Source organism: Luteimonas qiangzhengi (assembly GCF_039548515.1).
Lineage (GTDB): Bacteria > Pseudomonadota > Gammaproteobacteria > Xanthomonadales > Xanthomonadaceae > Luteimonas.
Window position 1 is genome coordinate 414,029 of record NZ_JBCLVE010000002.1, and the last position, 20,540, is coordinate 434,568.

The 20,540-nt window shown below is 65.5% G+C and carries 15 protein-coding genes; 2 read left to right on the top strand and 13 right to left on the bottom strand.

Features of this window, described 5'->3' with window-relative positions; all coding sequences use genetic code 11:
* Window positions 1-9: 9 nt before the first annotated feature.
* The 5 genes from WCE59_RS02115 to WCE59_RS02135 form a co-directional block, all read right to left on the bottom strand.
* Entirely contained in the window at window positions 10-2,169 is a 2,160-nt protein-coding gene (locus WCE59_RS02115) for an ATP-binding protein (protein ID WP_343257038.1), read from the bottom strand.
* Window positions 2,169-3,236 carry an HD domain-containing phosphohydrolase gene (locus WCE59_RS02120; RefSeq protein ID WP_449284078.1) on the bottom strand — a complete coding sequence of 356 codons (1,068 nt, stop codon included), beginning with the start codon at window positions 3,234-3,236 and terminating at the stop codon, window positions 2,169-2,171. Before WCE59_RS02120 ends, WCE59_RS02115 begins: the two co-directional genes overlap by 1 nt.
* A gap of 112 nt (window positions 3,237-3,348) precedes the next feature.
* Window positions 3,349-4,887: a lysine--tRNA ligase gene (gene lysS / locus WCE59_RS02125; protein ID WP_343257039.1), complete on the bottom strand. Its 1,539-nt coding sequence runs from the start codon at window positions 4,885-4,887 to the stop codon at window positions 3,349-3,351.
* Between the two features lie 61 nt (window positions 4,888-4,948).
* A protein-coding gene (gene prfB, locus WCE59_RS02130; RefSeq protein WP_343257040.1) for a peptide chain release factor 2 occupies window positions 4,949-6,074 on the bottom strand; the annotation gives its coding sequence in 2 pieces (ribosomal slippage) (window positions 4,949-6,001 and window positions 6,003-6,074; 1,125 coding nt in all).
* A 30-nt stretch (window positions 6,075-6,104) separates the two neighbouring features.
* Entirely contained in the window at window positions 6,105-7,049 is a 945-nt protein-coding gene (locus tag WCE59_RS02135; protein ID WP_343257041.1) for a LytTR family DNA-binding domain-containing protein, read from the bottom strand.
* A gap of 150 nt (window positions 7,050-7,199) precedes the next feature.
* Here WCE59_RS02135 and WCE59_RS02140 point away from each other — a divergent pair, with 150 nt between their 5' ends.
* Window positions 7,200-8,408, top strand: a complete 1,209-nt coding sequence (locus WCE59_RS02140) for an acyltransferase (protein WP_343257042.1) — start codon at window positions 7,200-7,202, stop codon at window positions 8,406-8,408.
* A gap of 15 nt (window positions 8,409-8,423) precedes the next feature.
* Entirely contained in the window at window positions 8,424-9,410 is a 987-nt protein-coding gene (locus WCE59_RS02145; RefSeq protein ID WP_343257043.1) for a phosphatase PAP2 family protein, read from the top strand.
* Here WCE59_RS02145 and WCE59_RS02150 read toward each other — a convergent pair.
* The 8 genes from WCE59_RS02150 to dnaJ all read right to left on the bottom strand — a co-directional run bounded on the left by WCE59_RS02150 (window position 9,397) and on the right by dnaJ (window position 20,465).
* Window positions 9,397-10,722 carry a hypothetical protein gene (locus tag WCE59_RS02150; protein WP_343257044.1) on the bottom strand — a complete coding sequence of 442 codons (1,326 nt, stop codon included), beginning with the start codon at window positions 10,720-10,722 and terminating at the stop codon, window positions 9,397-9,399. The genes WCE59_RS02145 and WCE59_RS02150 overlap by 14 nt on opposite strands.
* A 150-nt stretch (window positions 10,723-10,872) precedes the next feature.
* Complete coding sequence (gene recJ, locus WCE59_RS02155) at window positions 10,873-12,600, bottom strand: single-stranded-DNA-specific exonuclease RecJ (RefSeq protein ID WP_343257045.1); 1,728 nt, start codon at window positions 12,598-12,600, stop codon at window positions 10,873-10,875.
* On the bottom strand, window positions 12,597-13,541 hold the full coding sequence (locus WCE59_RS02160; protein ID WP_343257046.1) for a phosphoglycerate mutase: 945 nt from the start codon (window positions 13,539-13,541) through the stop codon (window positions 12,597-12,599). Before WCE59_RS02160 ends, recJ begins: the two co-directional genes overlap by 4 nt.
* Before the next feature lie 6 nt (window positions 13,542-13,547).
* Entirely contained in the window at window positions 13,548-14,021 is a 474-nt protein-coding gene (gene greA / locus WCE59_RS02165; RefSeq protein ID WP_343257047.1) for a transcription elongation factor GreA, read from the bottom strand.
* Complete coding sequence (gene carB / locus WCE59_RS02170; protein WP_343257048.1) at window positions 14,018-17,266, bottom strand: carbamoyl-phosphate synthase large subunit; 3,249 nt, start codon at window positions 17,264-17,266, stop codon at window positions 14,018-14,020. The genes greA and carB overlap by 4 nt, the downstream gene beginning before the upstream one ends.
* Window position 17,267: 1 nt before the next feature.
* Window positions 17,268-18,404, bottom strand: a complete 1,137-nt coding sequence (gene carA / locus WCE59_RS02175; RefSeq protein WP_343257049.1) for a glutamine-hydrolyzing carbamoyl-phosphate synthase small subunit — start codon at window positions 18,402-18,404, stop codon at window positions 17,268-17,270.
* Window positions 18,405-18,591: 187 nt separating this feature from the next.
* On the bottom strand, window positions 18,592-19,299 hold the full coding sequence (dapB, locus tag WCE59_RS02180) for a 4-hydroxy-tetrahydrodipicolinate reductase (RefSeq protein WP_343257050.1): 708 nt from the start codon (window positions 19,297-19,299) through the stop codon (window positions 18,592-18,594).
* 35 nt (window positions 19,300-19,334) lie between these two features.
* Complete coding sequence (gene dnaJ, locus WCE59_RS02185) at window positions 19,335-20,465, bottom strand: molecular chaperone DnaJ (protein ID WP_343257051.1); 1,131 nt, start codon at window positions 20,463-20,465, stop codon at window positions 19,335-19,337.
* Between the last annotated feature and the right edge of the window lie 75 nt (window positions 20,466-20,540).

Sequence of the window (20,540 nt, forward strand, 5' to 3'; positions counted from 1 at the left end):
ACGTACCACTCAGCTGTCACCTTCGCTTCCCTGTCTTTCGGCCTGCAAATGTCCGCGAAAAGCCAAGGCCGATCTCCCCTCCTCCAGGCTTTGTTGCAATGATTGCAGCCGCTGTTCCCATTCCTTGCTCATCTGCCAGTCTGCCAGTCGCATGACCTCCCCACTGGCAACCACGAGCTTGACCAGGCCCAGGTTTCCAGCCACGCCTTTCAGCGCATGGGCCTGATCGCGCATCTGTTCCCAGGTGCCCGCAGCAGCATGCTTGCCAAACAGTTCGAGTGACCTGCTCGCGTCCTCCAGGCACTGCGCAACAAATTTGGCTTCGAACGCCTTGCCCATTCCCAACGCACTGAGTTCCTCCAGCACCTGGGGGTCGAGCACCTCGTCGTTGACCGCGATGTTCGAGCGGGTATCGGAGACTGAGGTTTTGCCTGGTTCGCCCCTGGAGATCGCTGTAAGCGTGTCCAGCAACCTGGAGGCGCTCACCGGTTTGGCGATGAAACTGTAGGCTCCCGCCTGCTCACATGCCTGGATGGCGTCGGGCGTCACATCTGCGCTGAAAATCACCACCGGAGTGCGCTGCTTGGCTCCGGACTCCATCACCCTCAACTGCCGCAGCATGTCCAACCCGGTCAGGTTCGGCATATGGAGATCGACAATCGCCGCGTCGTAGGTGTCGGCTTCCAGCGCCTCCAACGCCATCTCACCGTCATGCACCGAGACCACGGCGTGTCCAGCCTTCTGCAGCAGGCTTTGCAATACCATCCGATTTGCTGCGTGGTCATCGGCAATGAGAACCCGCATGGGTGACACCCGCACCCTGTGCCGCACGAAGGGATCGGAAAAGGAGATCACATTCTCGCTTTCCATCGGATCACGGAGAACACCGCCCCCCTCCAGCTCCGTCTGGACCGACACCCCGAATGGCAGCTCCACCCAGAATCTGCTGCCGACGCTCTCCCTGCTCTCGAACCCGATGGTGCCGCCCATCGCTTCTGCCAGGCCCTTGGCGATAGTGGTTCCCAGTCCAGTGCCTTGATGACGTCGGGCCCGGCTCATATCCCCCTGCTCGAAGGCCTCGAAGATCTTGGCGCGCGCTGACGCCGGAATGCCCGCACCCGAGTCGGACACGGCGAAGCTCAGCCGCATATTGTCCCGGCCGGAATTCTCCACCGTGGCAATGTCGATACGGACATATCCAGCATCGGTGAACTTGATGGCGTTGTTGACCAGGTTCAGAAGGATCTGTCGCAGCTGGGACGCATCACCCTGCAGACGCCGGGGAACGGTATCTGCGATGTTGACCTGGTAGGCGAGGCGCTTGGCGCGTGCGGCTGGTTCGAGGATGTAACCGATATTTTCGATCAGCTCGCCCAGGTGGAAGTCCTCGTACGCCGACTTGAGCTTGCCCGCTTCAATCGCCGAGATGTCCAGGACATCCTCGACCAGCGCAAGCAGCGATCGGGTCGATGCCTGGATCGTATTGAGATAATCGCGCTGCTCGGAATCCAGGCGCGTGGTAGCGAGCAGTTCCGACATGCCACCCAGGCCGTTGAGCGGAGTACGGAACTCATGGCTGATGTTGGCAAGAAATCGGCTTTTCGCCTCGTTGGCCCTTTTTGCTTCCTCGATCGCTGCGGTCAATGCCCGCAACAGGGAAGCAAAATAAAGTGGAACCGCCACTACACCGATCAGCAGGCCCCACGATAGAAACGGATTCTCCAACCAGTAAGGAGTCACGAGGATGACTGCGGCAAAAGATGCTGCTGCCAGCGCAGTAGCCGCATAGAGATGGCGCGGCCCGTACCGCAGGCCATTGCCGATGGTGACCCACAGGTACACGGCATACAGGGGTGCAGCCGGCTCACCGAGCAGGTACATCACTCCACCCATGGCACCGTAGTCGGCAACCATGCCCACCGCGCGCCGCAGGTGGGAAATTCCTGGGCGCGCAAAAATCATCGCCATCAGGATGAACGCCACGCCAAGCTCAGCCAGAAGGATCAACCACGTCAGGTAGACCGCGATGCTGCTGCCCCCCCGGCTGACCTGCCACCCCAGGTACAGGCAGAACAGCGAAGTGATCGCGATCCGCACAAGTACCTGGAGATGTTCACTATCCGGGCGATTGTGCAGGCGGCTTTTCACCCACCCCTGCAAGCCCGTCATCACGACAGCACCGGCGTCCGTTCCGGCACCGTGCCGTTACTGGAAGAAACACATAGCTCCGGAATTCTGTCCCGCATGCCCATGAGCGCGTCGACGCACTTCGGATCAAACATGGTGCCGCTGTTTTCCGCGATGTAATCCAGCGCCTCCTCCAGGCTCCAGGCCCGCTTGTACGGCCGCTTGGAGATCAGCGCGTCAAACACATCCGCTACCGCGACGATGCGTGCTTCAAGCGGGATGGCGTCGCCACACAGTCCTTCCGGATATCCGCTGCCGTCGTACCGTTCCTGGTGATACAGGGCGATGGTGGCGCTGAGCTGGATGAAGCGGTTCTGGCTGCCGCTCAAAAGTTCGTAGCCGATCTGCGGATGCTTGCGCATCAGTGCGGTCTCCGCGTCGTCCAGCGGGCCGGGCTTCATCAGCAGCGCGTCGGGAATCGCGATCTTGCCGATATCGTGCAAAGGCGCGGCGAGCTCAATCATCCGCACCTCTTCCTCGAACATGCCGAGCGCCTCGGCGATCAGCCCGGCCACCCGGGCGACACGCTCCAGGTTGGCGCTGGTTCCGGCATCGCGATAGGCGATCGCCCGCGCCAGCCGGGTCATGGTTTCGCGCTCGCGCTCTTCCACTTCGCGCATGCTCGACAGCAGGCGCTGCTCAAGGGACAGGGCGCGTTGCTTGACCGATTCGGAATGCTGGCGCAGCTGCAGCAGGTTGCGACAGCGGGCGCGCAGCTCGCGCGGGCGCACCGGCTTGACCAGGAAATCGATCACCCCGGCATCCAGTGCTGCCTGGCGTACGGGTTCGTCACCCACCACCGTGACCAGCACGATGGGGACATCGCGATGCAGCAGCGGACGGCGGAAGCGTCGCGCGAATTCCAGCCCGTCGATGCCGGGCATGCGGTAATCGAGCAGCAGCAGGTCAGGACGGTTTTCCTGGCACCACTGCAGCGCGACCTCGGGGTCACCGAAGTCGAGCACTTCCAGCTCGGGACCGATGTCTTCGATGATGTGGCGCAGCATGGTCCGCGCGGAAGTCTGGTCGTCGACGATGACGATATTCAAATCGGCAATCCCGTTGGACGGGGCCGGCTTACCCCATTGACGCTGGATGGTCGCCGCATCTTGGGGGAACAAGCAAGCCCGGACGCCTGGCGGCAGGACAGCCCGCCAGCAGTCAGTCCCGAACGGCCCCGCTTGCCTCGGGTCGCATGTACGGGAATAGCAGTACATCCCGGATCGACGAAGAGCCGGTCAGCAGCATCACCAGCCGGTCGATCCCCACCCCAAGGCCGCCGGTGGGCGGCAGCCCGACTTCCAGTGCGCGGATGTAGTCGGCGTCATAGTGCATGGCTTCGACGTCGCCGCCTTCACGCGCCTCGACCTGGGCGCGGAAACGGGCTGACTGCTCTTCCGCATCGTTGAGCTCGGAAAAGCCGTTGGCCATTTCCTTGCCGCCGATGAACAGCTCAAAGCGGTCGGTGATGCCGGGCTCGGTATCCGACTCGCGTGCCAGCGGAGAGACCTCCACCGGGTAATGGGTGATGAAGGTGGGTTGCACCAGACCCTCTTCCACGGTTGCCTCGAAGATTTCCAGCAGCAGCTTGCCCCAGCCCCAGTCCTGCTTCACCGACACCTTCAGCCGCGCGCAATGGGCGGCAAGCGCATCGCGATCGCGGCACTCCGCCTCACTGATGGCCGGATTCAGCTCGCGCACCGCCTCTTCCAGCTTCCAGCGCCGGAAAGCCTGCCCGACTTCGATGTCATGGCCATCCCAGGCAAAGCTTGTCGTGCCCATGACGCTGTTGGCGACGTCGCGGATCATCGCTTCGGTCAGGTCCATGATGTCCTCGTACGTGGCATAGGCCTCGTACAGTTCCAGCATGGTGAATTCCGGATTGTGGCGGGTCGATACGCCCTCGTTGCGGAAGTTGCGGTTGATCTCGTAGACCCGTTCGAAGCCGCCCACGACCAGCCGCTTGAGATACAGCTCGGGTGCGACCCGCAGGTACAGGTCCAGGTCCAGCGCGTTGTGATGGGTCACGAACGGACGCGCCGCGGCGCCGCCGGCGATGTAATGCATCATCGGCGTTTCCACTTCCAGGAACTCGCGCCCATCCAGCCAGGCGCGGATCGCGGCGATGATCCGCGAGCGCTTCAGGAACACGTCACGCGCTTCCGGGTTGACGATCAGGTCCACGTAGCGCTGGCGGTAGCGCTGCTCCACATCGGCCAGGCCATGCCACTTGTCGGGCAGCGGCCGCAGCGACTTGGTCAGCAGGCGCAGCGTATCGACCTTCACCGACAGCTCGCCCGTGCGGGTGCGCATCAGCGTGCCTTCCGCGGCGACGATATCGCCCACGTCCCAGCCTTTGAACGCGTCATAACGCTCGCCCAGCGTCGCCGATTGCAGGAACAGTTGGACCCGGCCGCTCACGTCCTGGATCTGTGCGAACGCCGCCTTGCCCATGACCCGCTTGGCCATCAGCCGCCCGGCCAGCGCCACGCGGCGGCCCTGCTGTTCCAGTGCCTCCCCGCTCCATGCTTCGGCGTCCGCGTATTCGGCCTGCAGGTCTCCGGTGTAGTCGTTGCGGCGGAAGTCGTTCGGGAACGCCCCGCCCTGCCCCCGCAGCGATGCCAGTTTGGCCCGACGTTCGGCGATCAGCCGGTTCTCGTCTTCGTGCGTGGGCTGGGGTTCGGGGGTCTTGTCAGTCATGGAGCGGATCTCAAAAAGCGGAGTGTCCCAGCCGCGCGGATCCGTACGGCTGGGGAATGGATCAGTGGGCGTCGGTGCGTTTGGAACCCACGGCCAGGCCGGACTTCAACGCGGCGGCGACGAATTCATCCAGATCGCCGTCCAGCACGTTCTGGGTGTCGCTGCGCTCGATGCCGGTGCGCAGATCCTTGATCCGCGACTGGTCGAGCACGTAGTTGCGGATCTGGCTGCCCCAGCCGATATCGGACTTGGTGGCTTCCACCGCATCCCTTTCCTCGTTGCGCTTCTGCAGCTCCAGCTCGTACAACCTGGCGGCAAGCATCTTCATGGCCCGGTCGCGGTTGGCGTGCTGGCTGCGCTCGGTCTGGCAGGCGGCCACGGTGCCGGTGGGCACGTGGGTCAGGCGCACCGCAGACTCGGTGGTGTTCACGTGCTGGCCACCCGCGCCCGACGAGCGGTAGACATCCAGCTTGATATCAGCCGGGTTGATCTGGATGTCGATGTCATCGTCGACTTCCGGCGAGACGAACACCGAAGTGAAACTGGTGTGGCGGCGGGCATCGGAATCGAATGGCGATTTACGCACCAGCCGGTGCACGCCGGTCTCGGTCTTGAACCAGCCGTAGGCGTAATCGCCTTCCACGCGGAAAGTGGCCGACTTGATGCCCGCCACGTCTCCGCCGCTGACTTCCATCAGCTCGGTTTTCCAGCCGCGGTCCTCGGCCCAGCGCAGGTACATGCGCAGCAGGATCTCGGCCCAGTCCTGGGCCTCGGTGCCGCCGGCACCGGCCTGGATATCGACAAAAGCCGCCGCGCTGTCCATCTTTCCGGAGAACATGCGCTGGAACTCGAGTTCCTCCACGCCCGGGGCGTAGCGCTCGATATCCTCGGCAACCGCATCCGCGGTTTCCTCATCGTCTTCGGCATCGGCAAGGTCGAGCAGCTCGGATGCGCCGGACAGGCCTTCCAGCAGGCCCTGGATCCCGTTCACGGTCTTGTCCAGCATCGATCGCTCACGGCCCAGCGCCTGGGCCCGTTCCGGATCGTTCCAGACGTCCGGATTTTCCAGCTCGCGCTCTACTTCTTCCAGGCGCTCGCGCTTGGCATCGTAGTCAAAGATACCCCCTGAGCGCTTCCAGCCGACGCTGCAGGTCGGCGATGCGCTGGCGGACAGGATTGAGTTCCATGATGCTGAATATCGGCAGTTATAAAGCCGGTTAGTCTAGCAATTTCCGCCCGGTTCCCGCTGCGGCGGCAAATCTGGCGCGGACCACCTCCCGATGGCTGCGGCTGCATGCGAGCACTGTGCCGTCACGCAGGTGGACGCGGGCATCGCCCGTATCCAGCGGCTCGATCGATTCCACCTGGCGCAGGCGGACCAGGAAGCTGCGGTGGATCCGCACGAAGGAATCCGGATCCAGCTTTTCTTCGATGCCCACCAGCGTGCTACGCAGCGGATATGCCCGCCCGGCCACATGCAGGTTCACATAGTTGCCCGAGGCCTGGAGCCACTCGATGTCGCTTGCGGCGATCAGGAACTCCCGACCCAGGGTCCGCACCAGGAAATGCTCGGGAAAGGCAGCAGACGCTCCCCGTGGTTCCCGAATGCCGGGGTCGGGCCGGTCCAGCAGCCGCGCCTCGCCCTGGATCCTGCGCCAAAGCCAGCTGTATCCGTGGGCGAGGAATACGATGAGGGCGAAGGTCTGTACGTCCTTCAGATATTCGTAGGGCAGCCCCAGGCGCCAATCGAAGCTGTAGCTGTCACCCGCCAGGGCATAGCCTCCGTGACGCAGCGCGACCATGCCGGCAACGTGCAGCAGCGACCAGGCCACGCTGGCGAAGGCATAGCCGGGCAATCGCTTCAGCCAGGTGTCCGCATGCAGCGGCCAGCGCCCGCACAGCCACAGCAGCGGCGGCACCAGCAACAGCGCAGCCAGCGCACTGCTTCCTTCCCACAGCATCGCCTTCCAGGGCTCCAGTGCCACGCCACTGCGGTTGGCGTCGATGAGGACCACGACGGCGTTGGCTGCCGCACTGGCCGCGAATACCAGGATCCAGACCCCGATTTCCAGCGGACGGCGCCAGGAAAGATGCCGACTCCAGAAATTCCGGGCCCGGTCGGCCGCGGTCATATGGGCTGGTGACTTGGAAGATTCGTGCATGGGCAAATTGTATTGGCGCAACGGGCGTGCCCCCTGCAGCCCATCCCTCCAGCCCCACGATCCGTCCCCTGGCCGCGTCGCTTCGCCACTTCCGGATGGTCATCGTCTGGCGTGACGGCAATGCTCACCCCTTTCCAGCCGGAACAACCCATGCCCCGCCGCCACGATATCGACACCCTGCGGGTGTTCGCCTTTGCCCTGTTGATCCTCTACCACGTGGGGATGGTGTACGTGGCCGAGTGGGGCTACCACGTCAAAAGCGCCCATCAGACAGAATGGCTGCAGTGGCCCATGATTGCCGTCAACCGGTGGCGGATGCCGCTGCTGTTCATGATTTCCGGGATTGCACTGGGGCTGGCCATGGCTTCACGGGGCAATTCACGCCTGGCCCTGTCGCGAAGCTGGCGCCTGCTGTTGCCACTGGCATTCGGGATGTTGGCTGTCGTGCCCATCCAGGCCTACTGTGAGGCGCTGGGGAATGGTGCGATCGAGCCCGGCTTCGGAGCCTTCATGACCCGCTACCTGCAGCTGCAACCTTGGCCGGAAGGCGGCTGGGCCGGCAGCGCCCACGGGATCACCTGGAACCACCTCTGGTATCTGGCCTACGTGTGGGTCTACAGCATGCTGCTGCTTGCGCTGACCCCGGCCCTGGATGGAAGTGCGGGACGCCGCATCCGCCACTGGCTTTTTGCGCGCCATCGCGCGTTCTGGATGTTGCTGCCGGTGGGCTGGCTGTTCGTCTGCCTGTGGTGGCTGATGCCCCGCTGGCCTGAAACCCATGCGCTGATGGGCGACTGGTATGCGCATGCGAAGTACCTGTTCTTCTTCGCCGCAGGCTGGCTGGTGGCACGTGAGGATCGATTCTGGTCAGGTCTGGTGGCGATGCGTGGCCTGATGCTTGCCTTGGCCCTGGCCTCGATCAGCCTGGAACTGTCCCTGCGCGCGGCAGGCCGGTACCTGCCCCCAGGTGACCTGCCCGCGTGGGCACTGCAGGTGAACTGGGCCATGATCGAGCGCATGGCCCGCGCCACCTACGCCTGGACCGCCCTGCTGGCCATTTTTGGCTGGGGCCGCACCCTGCTCGATCGTCCATTCCGCTGGCTGCCACGCGCGCAGGAAGCCGTGTTTCCGTGGTACATCCTGCACCAGAGCCTGATCGTGGCATTGGCGTTCTGGCTGCCGGCGCTGCGGCCGGGACCTGTGCTGGAGCCACTGCTGGTGACAGTGGGCACCATCGCCGGCTGCCTGCTGTTGCACGAGAGCCTGATCCGCCGGAGTACGCTGCTCCGACCGCTGTTCGGGCTACCTTTCCGGCCACACCAACCGCCGCCCGGACGTACCGCCCCGTTTCCATCCTGACCGCAAGGACGCCCGATGTTCGAAGCCGATCCAAACCTCTGGCTGCAGATGATCACCTTCCCCGGCTTCGATGCGCTCATGCGCTTCATGAGCTGGATGGGGAATACCTGGTTCTACATGCCGGCAATCCTGCTGCTGGTATTTGGCGTCAAGCTGCGGGGCGGGATGGGCGTGCTGCTGGCGTTGATCCTGGTGGCCTTTGCGACCGACTGCATCAAACAGGGTTTCGGCCTGCCTCGGCCAAGCGAAGTGGACGCCCGGGTGCTCGACAAGGGACGCGCCGATCGGCACCTGGTTGCTGACGGCGCCGCCGACTCATTCTGGAGCCTGCCGGATCCAGGCGCGATCGAGACAGTACGGGCCAGCGGGCGCAACGAGTACGGTTTCGTCAGCGGACATACCAGCGCGGCATTCGCCATCGCGCTGGGGCTCGCATTTTTCTTCCGTGCGCGGAAAACGTGGATCTGGGTCCTGGCCCTGCTATGGCCATTGATGATGGGCGTATCGCGGATGTACCTGGGCCGGCACTTCCTGGCCGATGTCCTCGGTGGACTGGTGGTGGGTCTGGCGGGCGTGTTGCTGGCCAGAACCCTGATGCGCCATCTTGAACACCCTTGGCCACGCGCCCGACCGGCCTGGTGGCTGGCTTTCGCGGGCGCATGCGCCATGGGTTTGGCGGCCTGGTGGACGCCGTGGATCGACCCGGCGATTGCCGGCGAGGTCGCCGGAACGCTGCTGTGCATCGGCGTACTGACCTGTACCGGCTGGCCGGGGGACGAGACCGGCGCCGTCCGGCGGGCTGCGCGCGTCACGGTTGCCTTCGTGCTGGGGTACGGGGTGACCTGGGCTTTCAGCGCCGCCTACGATGCCGGCGGCTGGCCGGACCGCCATCTGATGGCGTTCTTCTTCGGGCTGGCCGGATTCGCCGTGGCGCTGCTGGGCAGCGTGGCCGTCGCCCGCGGATTGGGGCTGTACCGGCCGCCGCCCATCAGAGCGCGCTGATGGAAATCCGGTAACGGCCACCGCCACTGATCGAGCTCGCTTCGATCACGTGACTGCCCGGCTCCAGGTGCATGCGGATGCGTGCATTCAGCGCGCCGCCGCCGTCGTCATCGCTGGCGATTTCATCGCCGCTGGCGTCGAACAACTCCAGCCAGCTGTCGAACTGATCGGACCCCATGTCGATGACGTATTCACCGGCCGTCTCCACCGTCACCGTATAGCGGTCGCTCGCGTCCGGCAGCAGCACCCGGTCCAGCGTCTGTCCGATGGCCAACGGACCGCCTCCGGTGCCTTCCGGAACCGCCTCGGCCGCCAGTGACAGCGAGAACAGCCCGGCACCGCCAGTCGCGGCCGACGCCTCGATGGTGTAATCACCGGGCTCCAGCACCCGCACCAGCCTGGCGTCGAGGCCTTCGCCGCCGTCGTCGTCGTAATCCTCCACGCCTGCACCGCGCAGCACCAGCAGCGGATCGATATCCGTGCTGCGCATGTCGATGCTCACCAGCTGGCGGCTGCGCAGGGTGAACTGATAGCTCAGCGGCGAACCCTGGTAGGCCCCCTGCAGCGCATTGCCACCCACACGGATCGTGCCACCCTGGTTGAGGCCCGCTGGGATCGGGCGGCTGTCCACTGACAGCCGATACAGGCCCTTGCCGCTGTCATCCCATCCGCTGACCGTCAGCGTATAGGTGCCCGGCGCCAGCATCACGCCCAGGCGCGAGTCGGTGCCCTCCCCGCCGTCGTCATCGCGGGTATCCACGCCTTCGCCTGAAATCCCCAGCATGGTGTCGAACTGGTCCGAGCGCAGGCTGATCGTATACATCGCCTGGCGGTCGACGCGCAGCGGAATCCGGGCAGTGCCATCCACCCAATCCATGATCTCGCTGCCAGCGCGCAGCGGCTGCCCATCCCACCCGGCCAGCACCTGCGAACGCAATGTGTAAGGACCGAATGCCTCGGCATCGGCCCCGCTGACCGCCAGCGTGTACCCGGCGCTGCGTGGCGCCCGCAGCGCAAGTGAAGCCGGCTGGCTTCCATCCCCGGCGCGGGCCACCAGTTCCTCTCCGTCAAACAGCGAGAGCCGGGCCCGCAGCGGACCGCTCAGGTCGAAACTCACCAGCTCCCGCTCGCCGATCTCGATCTGATAGAGCCGGCTGCGCGAGCCGTCGGAATGGTTGAGGCTCGCGGAGGTGGTGATCTCTCCGCGCATGTCGACTCCGTGCTGCAGCGGCTCGGCTTCCGCCGCGTACAGATTTCCGCCCACGGCGGCGGCGATCAGCACGCCCAGGGCCAATCGTGTTCCGTAATTCATGGAATGTCCTCGTCGAATCCTTCCGCCGGCCTGTCGCCCTTGCGGCTGCAGCCACGGTGGCCGCGGGCAGATCATAAACGCTTCATCTGCCGTATGGCTGGTCGGGATTCAGGCCGGTTTGATCAGGCCGGTTTGATCAGGCCAGTTTGATCAGGCCGGTTCGAGATGTTCGACCACCAACTGGATATCCCGCGCGTCGCGCCAGTCGTCGGTGGCCAGGCGGTACGCCAGGCGCACGCGCGAGGGCGGGGACTGGTCACGCCATCCGCCGAAATGGATGGCCTTGAGCGGCTGGCGGCGACCCGGAATTCCAAGACGCATACGCAGGTGACGTTCGCCCACGCGCTGCCAGTCCACAAGATCGAACTCGCCATCAAACAGCGGCTCCGGAAACGCCTGGCCCCATGGGCCGCCATCGCGCAATGCTTCGGCGTGATAGCGATCGAATTCCGCGGATTCCAGCTCGCCGTCGCTGTGGATCAGCGACTGCAGCAGGGCTTTATCCATGCTCGCGGCGACCTGCGCGCAGAACGCCTGTTCGAACCGCTCCAGACACTCCGCCGGAAGACTCAGGCCCGCGGCCATGGCATGCCCACCAAAGCGCTCGATCAGTCCGGGATGGGAGGCATCAACGGCAGCCAGGGCGTCGCGCAGGTGAAAGCCAGGAATGGATCGGGCGGAGCCGCGGAGCATGCTGCTTCCCGGCTCCGCCGGGGCGAACGCGACGACCGGCCGGTGCACGCGCTCCTTGAGCTTGGATGCCACCAGACCCACCACGCCCGGATGCCACTGCGGATCAAACAGGCAGTAGGCCGCCGGCAATTCAATCCCATCCCCAGCGATGGAACAGCGGGCCACTGCAGCCTCCGCCTCCTCCACCATCGTCGCCTGCACATTGCGACGCTCGGCGTTGATCTGATCCAGCGTGCGAGCCAGTACGCGCGCCTGGCCCGGGTCATCGCACAGCAGGCATTCGATTCCCAGAGCCATGTCATCCAGGCGGCCGGCGGCATTCAGCCGGGGCGCCACCGCGTAGCCGATATCGGCAGCGCTAAGGGTGCTTGAATCACGACCGGACACCTCGATCAGCGCTTGCAATCCGGCGCTGCCGCGGCCCGCACGCAGGCGCCGCAGCCCGGCCGCCACCAGGGTCCGGTTGGTGGGCTCCAAGGGCACCAGGTCGGCCACGGTGCCCACTGCCACCAGATCCAACAACACGGTGAGATCCGGGGCTTGATCGGCGAACACGCCACGCCCGCGCAGCAGTGCGCGCAGCGCCAGCAGCACATAGAACACCACCCCTACCCCGGCCAACGCCTTGGCGGGAAAAGCGTCACCGCTGCGGTTCGGGTTCACGATGGCATGAGCATCGGGCAGCTGCTCGCCGGGCAGATGGTGATCGGTCACCACCACCTGCCAGCCGCGCTGCCGGGCGGCTGCGATGCCCGCATGGCAGGCGATGCCGTGGTCCACGGTCATCAGCAGGTCCGGTTGCAGTGCTGCCACCTCCTCCACCAGCGCCGGCGAAAGGCCGTAGCCATGCACCTGCCGGTTGGGAACCGCATGCACCACGTTGCGCGCGCCCAGCATGCGCAGTCCGCGCACCGCGACCGCGCAGGCGGTTGCTCCGTCGGCATCGAAATCCCCGACCACCAGGATGCGGCGGTCGTGGGCGATGGCATCGGCCAGCAGGCCGGTGGCCACCTGGATATCAAGCATCCCGTCCGGTGGCGGCAGGTTGGCAAGGCGCGGTGCAGCCAGCGCAGGATCCGAAATGCCGCGCGCCGCATACACCCGGCGCAGCAGCGGTGGAATGTGATCCGGCCAGTTGCCGCCAGTCTGATAGCTGCGGCGCCGGATACTGCGAAGCGGCGTCATTGCGCCAGCGATGGCCGTGCGCGGCGCCAGAAACGCATGCGCTGACGACGGCCGAAGCGATAACCGGTTCCGTCTTCCAGATCCAGCGTCAGCCCCGCCAGCCGCCCGCCGGCGATGGCTTCCAGCGCCGGCATCAGCCAGGCCTCGGCAAACAGGCGCAGGTCGCGCAGCGCCCGCAGGTCCACAAGCGCGGCTGGGGAATCCGGATCAAATGCCGGTGGCAATTCCGCCACCCGGGCGTCTGCAGCCAGGGACAGTGCGTGCAGCTCCTCTTCGGCGGTCAGCACCGCAGAGTGTCCTGTTTCCACCTGGTCGGGCAGCACACCGCCGCCCCAGAACCACAGCGAGTTGACCGGCGACAATCCGCGCGCGGCCCGCTCCGCGTTGAGCGGATGGTTGTGCAGGATGATCTGCGCCTCGCTCAGCAGGGCGCGCCAACGTCTGGGAATAGTGCCCTCACCGTGCAGGTGGTCACCAAGATCGGTGCCCAGCGCCTCGGCCGGCGGCACCGACTCCGGCAGGCTGGTGCCAGCCGGAAGTCGCAGGTACCAGCGCGCAGGATGCGGTGCATCGATCGGACAGCCGGCATCGCCGAATACGGGCCGCAGGGCCTGGATAAGCGCAGCAGTGTCATCCGCAGACAGCTGCAGGTCCTGCCCACAGGCCAGCAGCCGGGCACCGTTGATATCGGGTCGGACCCAGGCTGGGTCCGCGCGCAGCCATGCCGCACCTGTTGCATCACCTGCATCGGCCTGCCTGCTCAGCGCGGCGATCGGCCAGTGCCGGGGCAACAGTTTGAAATGACGCAGCAGCTGCGGGCGACGGCCTGCCTCCACGGGCGGCAGACGATCCGCCCGACCCAGGTGTGCTGCGCCATCCTGGCCCAGCCGCTGTGCGCCAAAGGCCTCAGCGGCGGGCAGCAGGAAAGTGACCTTGGCCATCAGGCGTCAGGAGTAGCTGACCGAGACGATCTCGTACTCGATGGTCCCGCCGGGGGTGTCGATGCTGACCTCGTCGCCCTCGAGCTTTCCGATCAGCGCACGCGCCACAGGCGATGAGATCGCGATCAGCCCCTGTTTGATATCGGCTTCCAGATCACCCACGATCTGGTAGCGCATTTCCTTGCCGGACTCCACGTCTTCCAGCTCCACGGTGGCGCCGAACACCACCTTCGAGCCGGCTTTCAGCGTGGACACATCAATGATCTGGGCGTGCGACAGCTCGCCCTCCAGCTGCTTGATCCGGCCCTCGACGAAGCCCTGCTCCTCGCGGGCAGCGTGGTACTCGGCGTTTTCCTTCAGATCGCCGTGCGCTCGCGCCTCGGCGATCGCGTTGATCACCTCCGGACGCTTGACGCTCTTGAGTTCTTCAAGCTCGGCGCGCAGTCGCTGTGCGCCCTGGACGGTCAGTGGTGCTCTCATGCCTGTGTCAGTTCCTCATGCAGTTCATGCAGCGCCAGGACTGGCCCCGTTCCGCGGAATTCCAGCGAATGCAACAGGGCCCGGGCGCCGGCAATGGTTGTTGAATAGGTCACCCGCTGCTGCAGGGCCTCACGCCGGATCGAGAACGAGTCGGCGATCGCCTGCGCGCCCTCGGTGGTGTTCACAATGTAGGCGATTTCGCCGTTTTTGATCAGGTCGACGATGTGCGGACGACCTTCCATGACCTTGTTGACCCGCTCGCAGGCGATGCCGTTTTCGGTCAGCCAGCTGGCCGTGCCAGCAGTGGCCACCAGAGCGTAGCCGCGAGCCGCCAGGTCACGGGCGACCGGCACCAAGCGCGACTTGTCCGGATCACGCACCGAGAGGAACACCTTGCCGTCCGCAGGTGGAGTGCGGATGCTGGCGGCTTCCTGCGCCCGCGCAAACGCGGCACCGAAGCTGCGGCCCACACCCATCACCTCACCGGTCGAGCGCATCTCCGGCCCGAGGATCGGATCGACGCCCTGGAACTTTGCGAACGGGAAGATCGCCTCCTTCACCGAGTAGTAGTGCGGCACCACTTCGCGGGTCATACCCTGATCGGCCAGGCTGCGGCCGGCCATGCAGCGCGCCGCGATCTTGGCCAGCGGCAGGCCGGTGGCCTTGGACACGAACGGCACCGTACGCGAGGCGCGCGGGTTCACTTCCAGCAGGAAAATCAGGTCCTCGCCGTCGGCATTGGACTGCACCGCAAACTGGGTGTTCATCAGACCGATCACGTTGAGCGCGCGCGCCATCGCGGTCACCTGCTCACGCAGGCGGGCCTGGGTGTCATCGGACAGCGAATACGCGGGCAGCGAGCAGGACGAATCGCCCGAGTGCACGCCGGCCTCCTCGATATGCTCCATCACCCCGCCGATCAGCACCTGGCCATCGGCGTCGGCGATCAGGTCGATATCCACTTCCACGGCGTTGTCGAGGAAGCGGTCCAGCAGCACCGGTGAGTCGTTGGACACCTTCACCGCCTCGCGCATGTAGCGCTCCAGGTCCTCGTCGGCGTGCACCACTTCCATCGCCCGGCCGCCGAGTACATAGCTCGGACGCACCACCAGCGGATAGCCGATCTCGCGGGCCAGCACCAGCGCCTCTTCCGGGCTGCGCGCGGTGCGGTTGGGCGGTTGTTTCAGGCCCTGTTCGTCCACAAGCTTCTGGAAGCGCTCGCGGTCTTCGGCCAGGTCGATCGACTCGGGCGAAGTGCCGATGATCGGCACGCCGGCCGCTTCAAGCGCACGTGCCAGCTTCAGCGGGGTCTGCCCGCCGTACTGCACGATCACACCCTTGGGTTTCTCGACTTCCACGATCTCCAGCACGTCTTCAAGCGTGAGCGGCTCGAAGTACAGCCGGTCGGAGGTGTCGTAGTCGGTGGAGACGGTTTCCGGGTTGCAGTTGACCATGATGGTCTCGAACCCGTCCTCGCGCAGCGCCAGCGCGGCATGCACGCAGCAGTAATCGAACTCGATGCCCTGCCCGATCCGGTTCGGTCCACCGCCCAGCACCATGATCTTGTCGCGGTCGGTGGGATTGGCCTCGCACTCCTCCTCGTAGGTGGAATACATGTAGGCCGTGCTGGTGGCGAACTCGCCGGCGCACGAATCCACCCGCTTGTACACCGGGCGCACGTCAAACGCGCGGCGCAGCGCACGTACGGCCTGCTCGTCACTGCCGGTCAGCTGGGCCAGACGCGCATCGGAGAATCCCATGCGCTTGAGCGCGCGCAGGCGGTCGCCGTCCAGCCCTTCCAGACCGGCCGAAGCCACGTCCTGCTCGGCGAACACCAGCTCCTCGATCTGGTCCAGGAACCACGGATCCACCCACGACAGCGCGTGCACCTGTTCAACACTCATGCCGCTGCGGAAGGCGTCGGCCAGATAGAAGATCCGTTCCGGACCGGCGTCCTTCACCTCGCGCCGCAGCGCTGTCAGCCCATCCGGGCTGTCCAGGTCCAGATCGGTGGGGTCCAGCCCCACCTTGCCGGTCTCCAGGCCGCGCAAGGCCTTCTGCAGCGATTCCTGGAACGTGCGGCCAATGGCCATCACCTCGCCCACCGACTTCATCTGGGTGGTCAGGCGCGAGTTGGCCTGCGGGAATTTCTCGAAGGCAAACCGCGGGATCTTGGTGACCACGTAGTCGATCGCCGGCTCGAACGAGGCCGGCGTGCGTCCGCCGGTAATGTCGTTTTTCAGCTCGTCCAGGGTGAAGCCCACCGCCAGCTTGGCCGCGATCTTGGCGATCGGGAAACCGGTGGCCTTGGACGCCAGCGCCGAAGAGCGCGACACCCGCGGATTCATCTCGATCACCACCACGCGACCGTTGTCCGCATTGATGCCGAACTGCACGTTGGAGCCGCCGGTGTCCACGCCGATCTTGCGCAGCACCGCAATCGAGGCGTTGCGCAGGCGCTGGTATTCCTTGTCGGTCAGGGTCTGGGCTGGGGCCACGGTGATCGAGTCACCGGTGTGCACGCCCATCGGGTCCAGGTTCTCGATCGAGCACACGATGATGCAGTTGTCCGCGCTGTCGCGGACCACCTCCATCTCGAACTCCTTCCAGCCCAGCACCGACTCTTCCACCAGCACCTCGCCGGTGGGCGACAGCTCCAGGCCGCGCTTGATGATCTCTTCGAACTCTTCGCGGTTGTAGGCAATGCCGCCGCCGCTGCCGCCCAGGGTGAACGAGGGCCGGATAATGGTCGGATAGCCGACCGTCGCCTGGATCTCCACCGCCTGCTCAAAGCTGCGGGCCACTTCCGCCTTGGGGCACTCCAGCCCGATGTCGCGCATTGCATCGCGGAACAGCTCGCGGTCCTCGGCCATGCGGATGGCATCGCGCGAGGCGCCGATCAGCTCCACGCCGTATTTTTCCAGCACGCCGTTGTCGGCCAGGTCCAGGGCACAGTTCAGCCCGGTCTGCCCGCCCATGGTCGGCAGCAGCGCGTCGGGCCGCTCCTTGGCGATGATCTTCTCGACGGTCTGCCAGTCGATCGGCTCGATATACACCGCGTCGGCGGTGTCCGGGTCGGTCATGATCGTGGCCGGGTTGGAGTTGACCAGGACAACCCGGTACCCCTCCTCGCGCAGGGCCTTGCAGGCCTGCGCGCCGGAATAATCGAACTCGCAGGCCTGGCCGATGACGATCGGGCCTGCGCCAATGATCAGGACGGTCTTGATGTCGGTGCGTTTAGGCATCTCAGCGCTCCCCCATCATCGCGATGAAGCGGTCAAACAGCGGCGCCACGTCGTGCGGACCCGGGTACGCTTCTGGATGGCCCTGGAAAGAAAATGCCGGTGCGTCAGTCAATTCAATGCCCTGGTTGGTGCCGTCGAACAGCGAGCGGTGGGTCACGCGCGCGTTCGCGGGCAGGCTGGCCTCGTCCACTGCGAACCCGTGATTCTGCGAGGTGATCATCACCCGCCCGCTCGCCAGATCCTGGACCGGGTGGTTGGCGCCGTGATGGCCGTTGGTCATCTTCACGGTGCTGGCGCCGACGGCCAGCGCAAGCAGCTGATGGCCCAGGCAGATGCCGAACACCGGCACCTTCTTTTCAATGCACGTGCGGATGGCCTCAATCGCGTAGTCGCAGGGTGCCGGATCACCGGGGCCGTTGGACAGGAATACGCCGTCCGGCTTCATCGCCAGCACTTCGGCGGCGGAAGTCGTGGCCGGAACCACCGTCACCTCGCAGCCACGCTCGGCCAGCATCCGCAGGATGTTGCGCTTGATGCCGAAATCCCAGGCCACCACGCGGTGGCGCGTCGCCGCCGTGCTCCAGGCGCCGCTGTCCAGGTCCAGGGTGCCCTCGGTCCAGACGTACTGTTCGCTGGTGCTGACTTCCTTGGCCAGGTCCATGCCGGCCAGACCGGGAAACTTGCGTGCCGCTTCAATCGCGCGATCCACGTCTGCCTGCCCGATAGTTCCTTCGACCGCCAGTACGGCACCGCTCTGGGCGCCGCGTTCGCGCAGCAGGCGGGTCAGCCTGCGCGTGTCCACGTCAGCGATGGCGACCACGCCGCGCTCGGCCAGCCATTCGGGCAGCGCCTTGCGGCTGCGCCAGCTGCTCGGTCTGCGCGGCACATCGCGCATCACCAGACCGGAGGTCCAGGCGCGCGGTGCTTCGTCGTCTTCATCTGTGCAGCCGGTGCTGCCCACGTGCGGATAGGTCAGGGTCACGATCTGCCGTGCGTACGACGGATCGGTGAGGATCTCCTGGTAGCCGGTCATGGAAGTGTTGAACACCACTTCACCCACCGACAGGCCGGGCGCGCCGGCCGAAATGCCCCTGAAGACGGTCCCGTCTTCGAGCACGAGGATTGCTGATACTGTCAAGGGAATCGCCTACGTCGGGTTGCAGAAATCCGCGGAAACGAACTGGGTTCGTGTCCGGGCGTGAGGGAATCAGGCGAGCGGGAATGATACCGGCGCGTCAGACCCTGCGCCAGTGGAAGAGGCCGATAAAGGGCCCGATGGAGGCCGGACCCGGGCCGCAGAAGTGCCGCCCGGGCAGCAGCCGCGGTTACAGCAGGTCGCGCAGCTGGTGGATCCCCGGCGGTTTTCCTGCCACCCGGCGGGCCGCGTGCAGCGCACCGCGAGCGAAAACGTCCCGGTTCGTAGCCCGATGCACCAGCTCAATCCGCTCGCCGGCAGCGGTAAACAGCACGCTGTGCTCACCGACCACGTCGCCGGCCCGGATCGAGGCATAGCGCGCCTGTGCGCCCCCTTCACCCGCTGCGGCACCCAGGGTCAGGGCCGTACCCGACGGCGCGTCCTGTTTATGCACGTGATGGGCCTCGATGATGTCGCAGTCCCAGCCCGGCAGCACCTTCGCGGCACGCTCCACCAGATCATGCAGTACCGCGACCCCGAGGCTGAAGTTGGATGCCCACAGCACGGGAATTCCGGCCGCGGCCTCCTCCATGGCGTCACGCTGGGCGCCGGACAGGCCGGTAGTACCCGACACCAGCGGCCGATCGCGCTTGCGGCACAGCCCCAGGATCGCATCGAAGGCTGCCGGCAGGCTGAAATCAACCGCGACATCGAAGTCCGGAACATTGCCAAGTTCGGCGGCTCTGAACCACGGCACCCCGTCCACCACCCGCTGCTGCACCCGGGTGGAGACTGCGGCCACCACCTGGCAGCCCTCCTGCTCCTGGCACAGCCGCAGGAGCGCCTGCCCCATGCGACCGGAGGCACCGTGAATCAACAGGCGAACGGGAGTGGTCATGCCCCTGAGTCTAACCGTCGGAACCAAGCGTGCGGTCAGCTGGTCATCCGGTCCCAGAACCCTTTGACCCCGTCAACGAAGGTGCTGGACCTGGGCGAGTGCCGGCGTGCGCTCTCACCCACGAAAGTGGCCTCGAACTTGTCCAGCAGCTCGCGCTGTTCAGCGGTCAGGTTGACCGGGGTTTCCACCACTACCTTGCAGAACAGATCGCCGGGATTGCGGCTGCGCACCGAGGTCACGCCCTTGCCGCGCAGGCGGAATACCTTGCCGGTCTGGGTTTCGGTGGGAATCCGGATTTCGGCCTCGCCGCCCAGAGTCGGTACGCGCACGGTGGCGCCCAGCGCCGCCTGGGAAAAACGGATGGGAACCTCGCAGTGCAGGTCATCCCCATCGCGCTCGAAAATGTCATGCGGACGCACCCGCACTTCCACATACAGGTCACCCGGCGGAGAGCCCGCAGGACCGGCCTCGCCTTCGCCGGCCAGGCGGATGCGGTCACCGGTGTCGACGCCGGCCGGGATCTTCACCGACAGGACCTTTTCTTCTTCCACCCGTCCTACGCCGCGACAGGTGCCGCAGGGGTTGCTGATCACCTGGCCACGCCCGCTGCAATGCGGACAGGCCTGCTGCATGGTGAAAATGCCGCGCTGCATGCGCACCTGCCCGCGACCGTGACAGGTCGTGCAGGTTTCCTGCTTGCCGTCCTCGGAGCCGGAGCCGGAGCAGTCATCGCACCCGGCCAGGGTCTGGAGCTCGATCTTGCGCTCCACGCCGGCAACGGCTTCCTCCAGGTCCAGCTCCATCAAGTAGCCCATGTCGGCGCCACGCCGCGGCCGGCCACGACCACCACCAAAGATGTCGCCGAAGATGTCGCCGAAGATGTCGCCCATGTCGGCACCGCCGCCGAAGCCCGGTCCGGCGTTGCCGCCTCCCATCCCATGCTCGAACGCGGCATGCCCGTGCTGGTCGTACATGCGGCGCTTGCCGCCGTCCGACAGCACCTCGTAGGCCTCCTTGCACTCCTTGAACCGCGCTTCCGCCTCGGCATCGCCGGGGTTTCGGTCAGGGTGATTTTTCATCGCACTGCGGCGATAGGCCTTCTTCAACTCGTCCTCGGTGGCGCTGCGGGAGACGCCGAGGACTTCGTAATAGTCGCGTTTGCTCATCAATCAGGTCCGTGTTGCCGGGCGAACCAGGTATTCCGTGGTCCACAAGCGCAACGGGAACCGGGAAGCACAGCC

What these genes read in the sequence shown, in the direction of transcription:
- recJ (WP_343257045.1), bottom strand. Translation starts at nt 12,600, where the DNA reads ATGACGCCGCTTCGCAGTATCCGGCGCCGCAGCTATCAGACTGGCGGC.
- carB (WP_343257048.1), bottom strand. Translation starts at nt 17,266, where the DNA reads ATGCCTAAACGCACCGACATCAAGACCGTCCTGATCATTGGCGCAGGC.
- WCE59_RS02150 (WP_343257044.1), bottom strand. Translation starts at nt 10,722, where the DNA reads ATGAATTACGGAACACGATTGGCCCTGGGCGTGCTGATCGCCGCCGCC.
- WCE59_RS02140 (WP_343257042.1), top strand. Translation starts at nt 7,200, where the DNA reads ATGCCCCGCCGCCACGATATCGACACCCTGCGGGTGTTCGCCTTTGCC.
- lysS (WP_343257039.1), bottom strand. Translation starts at nt 4,887, where the DNA reads ATGACTGACAAGACCCCCGAACCCCAGCCCACGCACGAAGACGAGAAC.
- WCE59_RS02145 (WP_343257043.1), top strand. Translation starts at nt 8,424, where the DNA reads ATGTTCGAAGCCGATCCAAACCTCTGGCTGCAGATGATCACCTTCCCC.
- WCE59_RS02160 (WP_343257046.1), bottom strand. Translation starts at nt 13,541, where the DNA reads ATGGCCAAGGTCACTTTCCTGCTGCCCGCCGCTGAGGCCTTTGGCGCA.
- WCE59_RS02135 (WP_343257041.1), bottom strand. Translation starts at nt 7,049, where the DNA reads ATGCACGAATCTTCCAAGTCACCAGCCCATATGACCGCGGCCGACCGG.
- greA (WP_343257047.1), bottom strand. Translation starts at nt 14,021, where the DNA reads ATGAGAGCACCACTGACCGTCCAGGGCGCACAGCGACTGCGCGCCGAG.
- WCE59_RS02115 (WP_343257038.1), bottom strand. Translation starts at nt 2,169, where the DNA reads ATGACGGGCTTGCAGGGGTGGGTGAAAAGCCGCCTGCACAATCGCCCG.
- dapB (WP_343257050.1), bottom strand. Translation starts at nt 19,299, where the DNA reads ATGACCACTCCCGTTCGCCTGTTGATTCACGGTGCCTCCGGTCGCATG.
- dnaJ (WP_343257051.1), bottom strand. Translation starts at nt 20,465, where the DNA reads ATGAGCAAACGCGACTATTACGAAGTCCTCGGCGTCTCCCGCAGCGCC.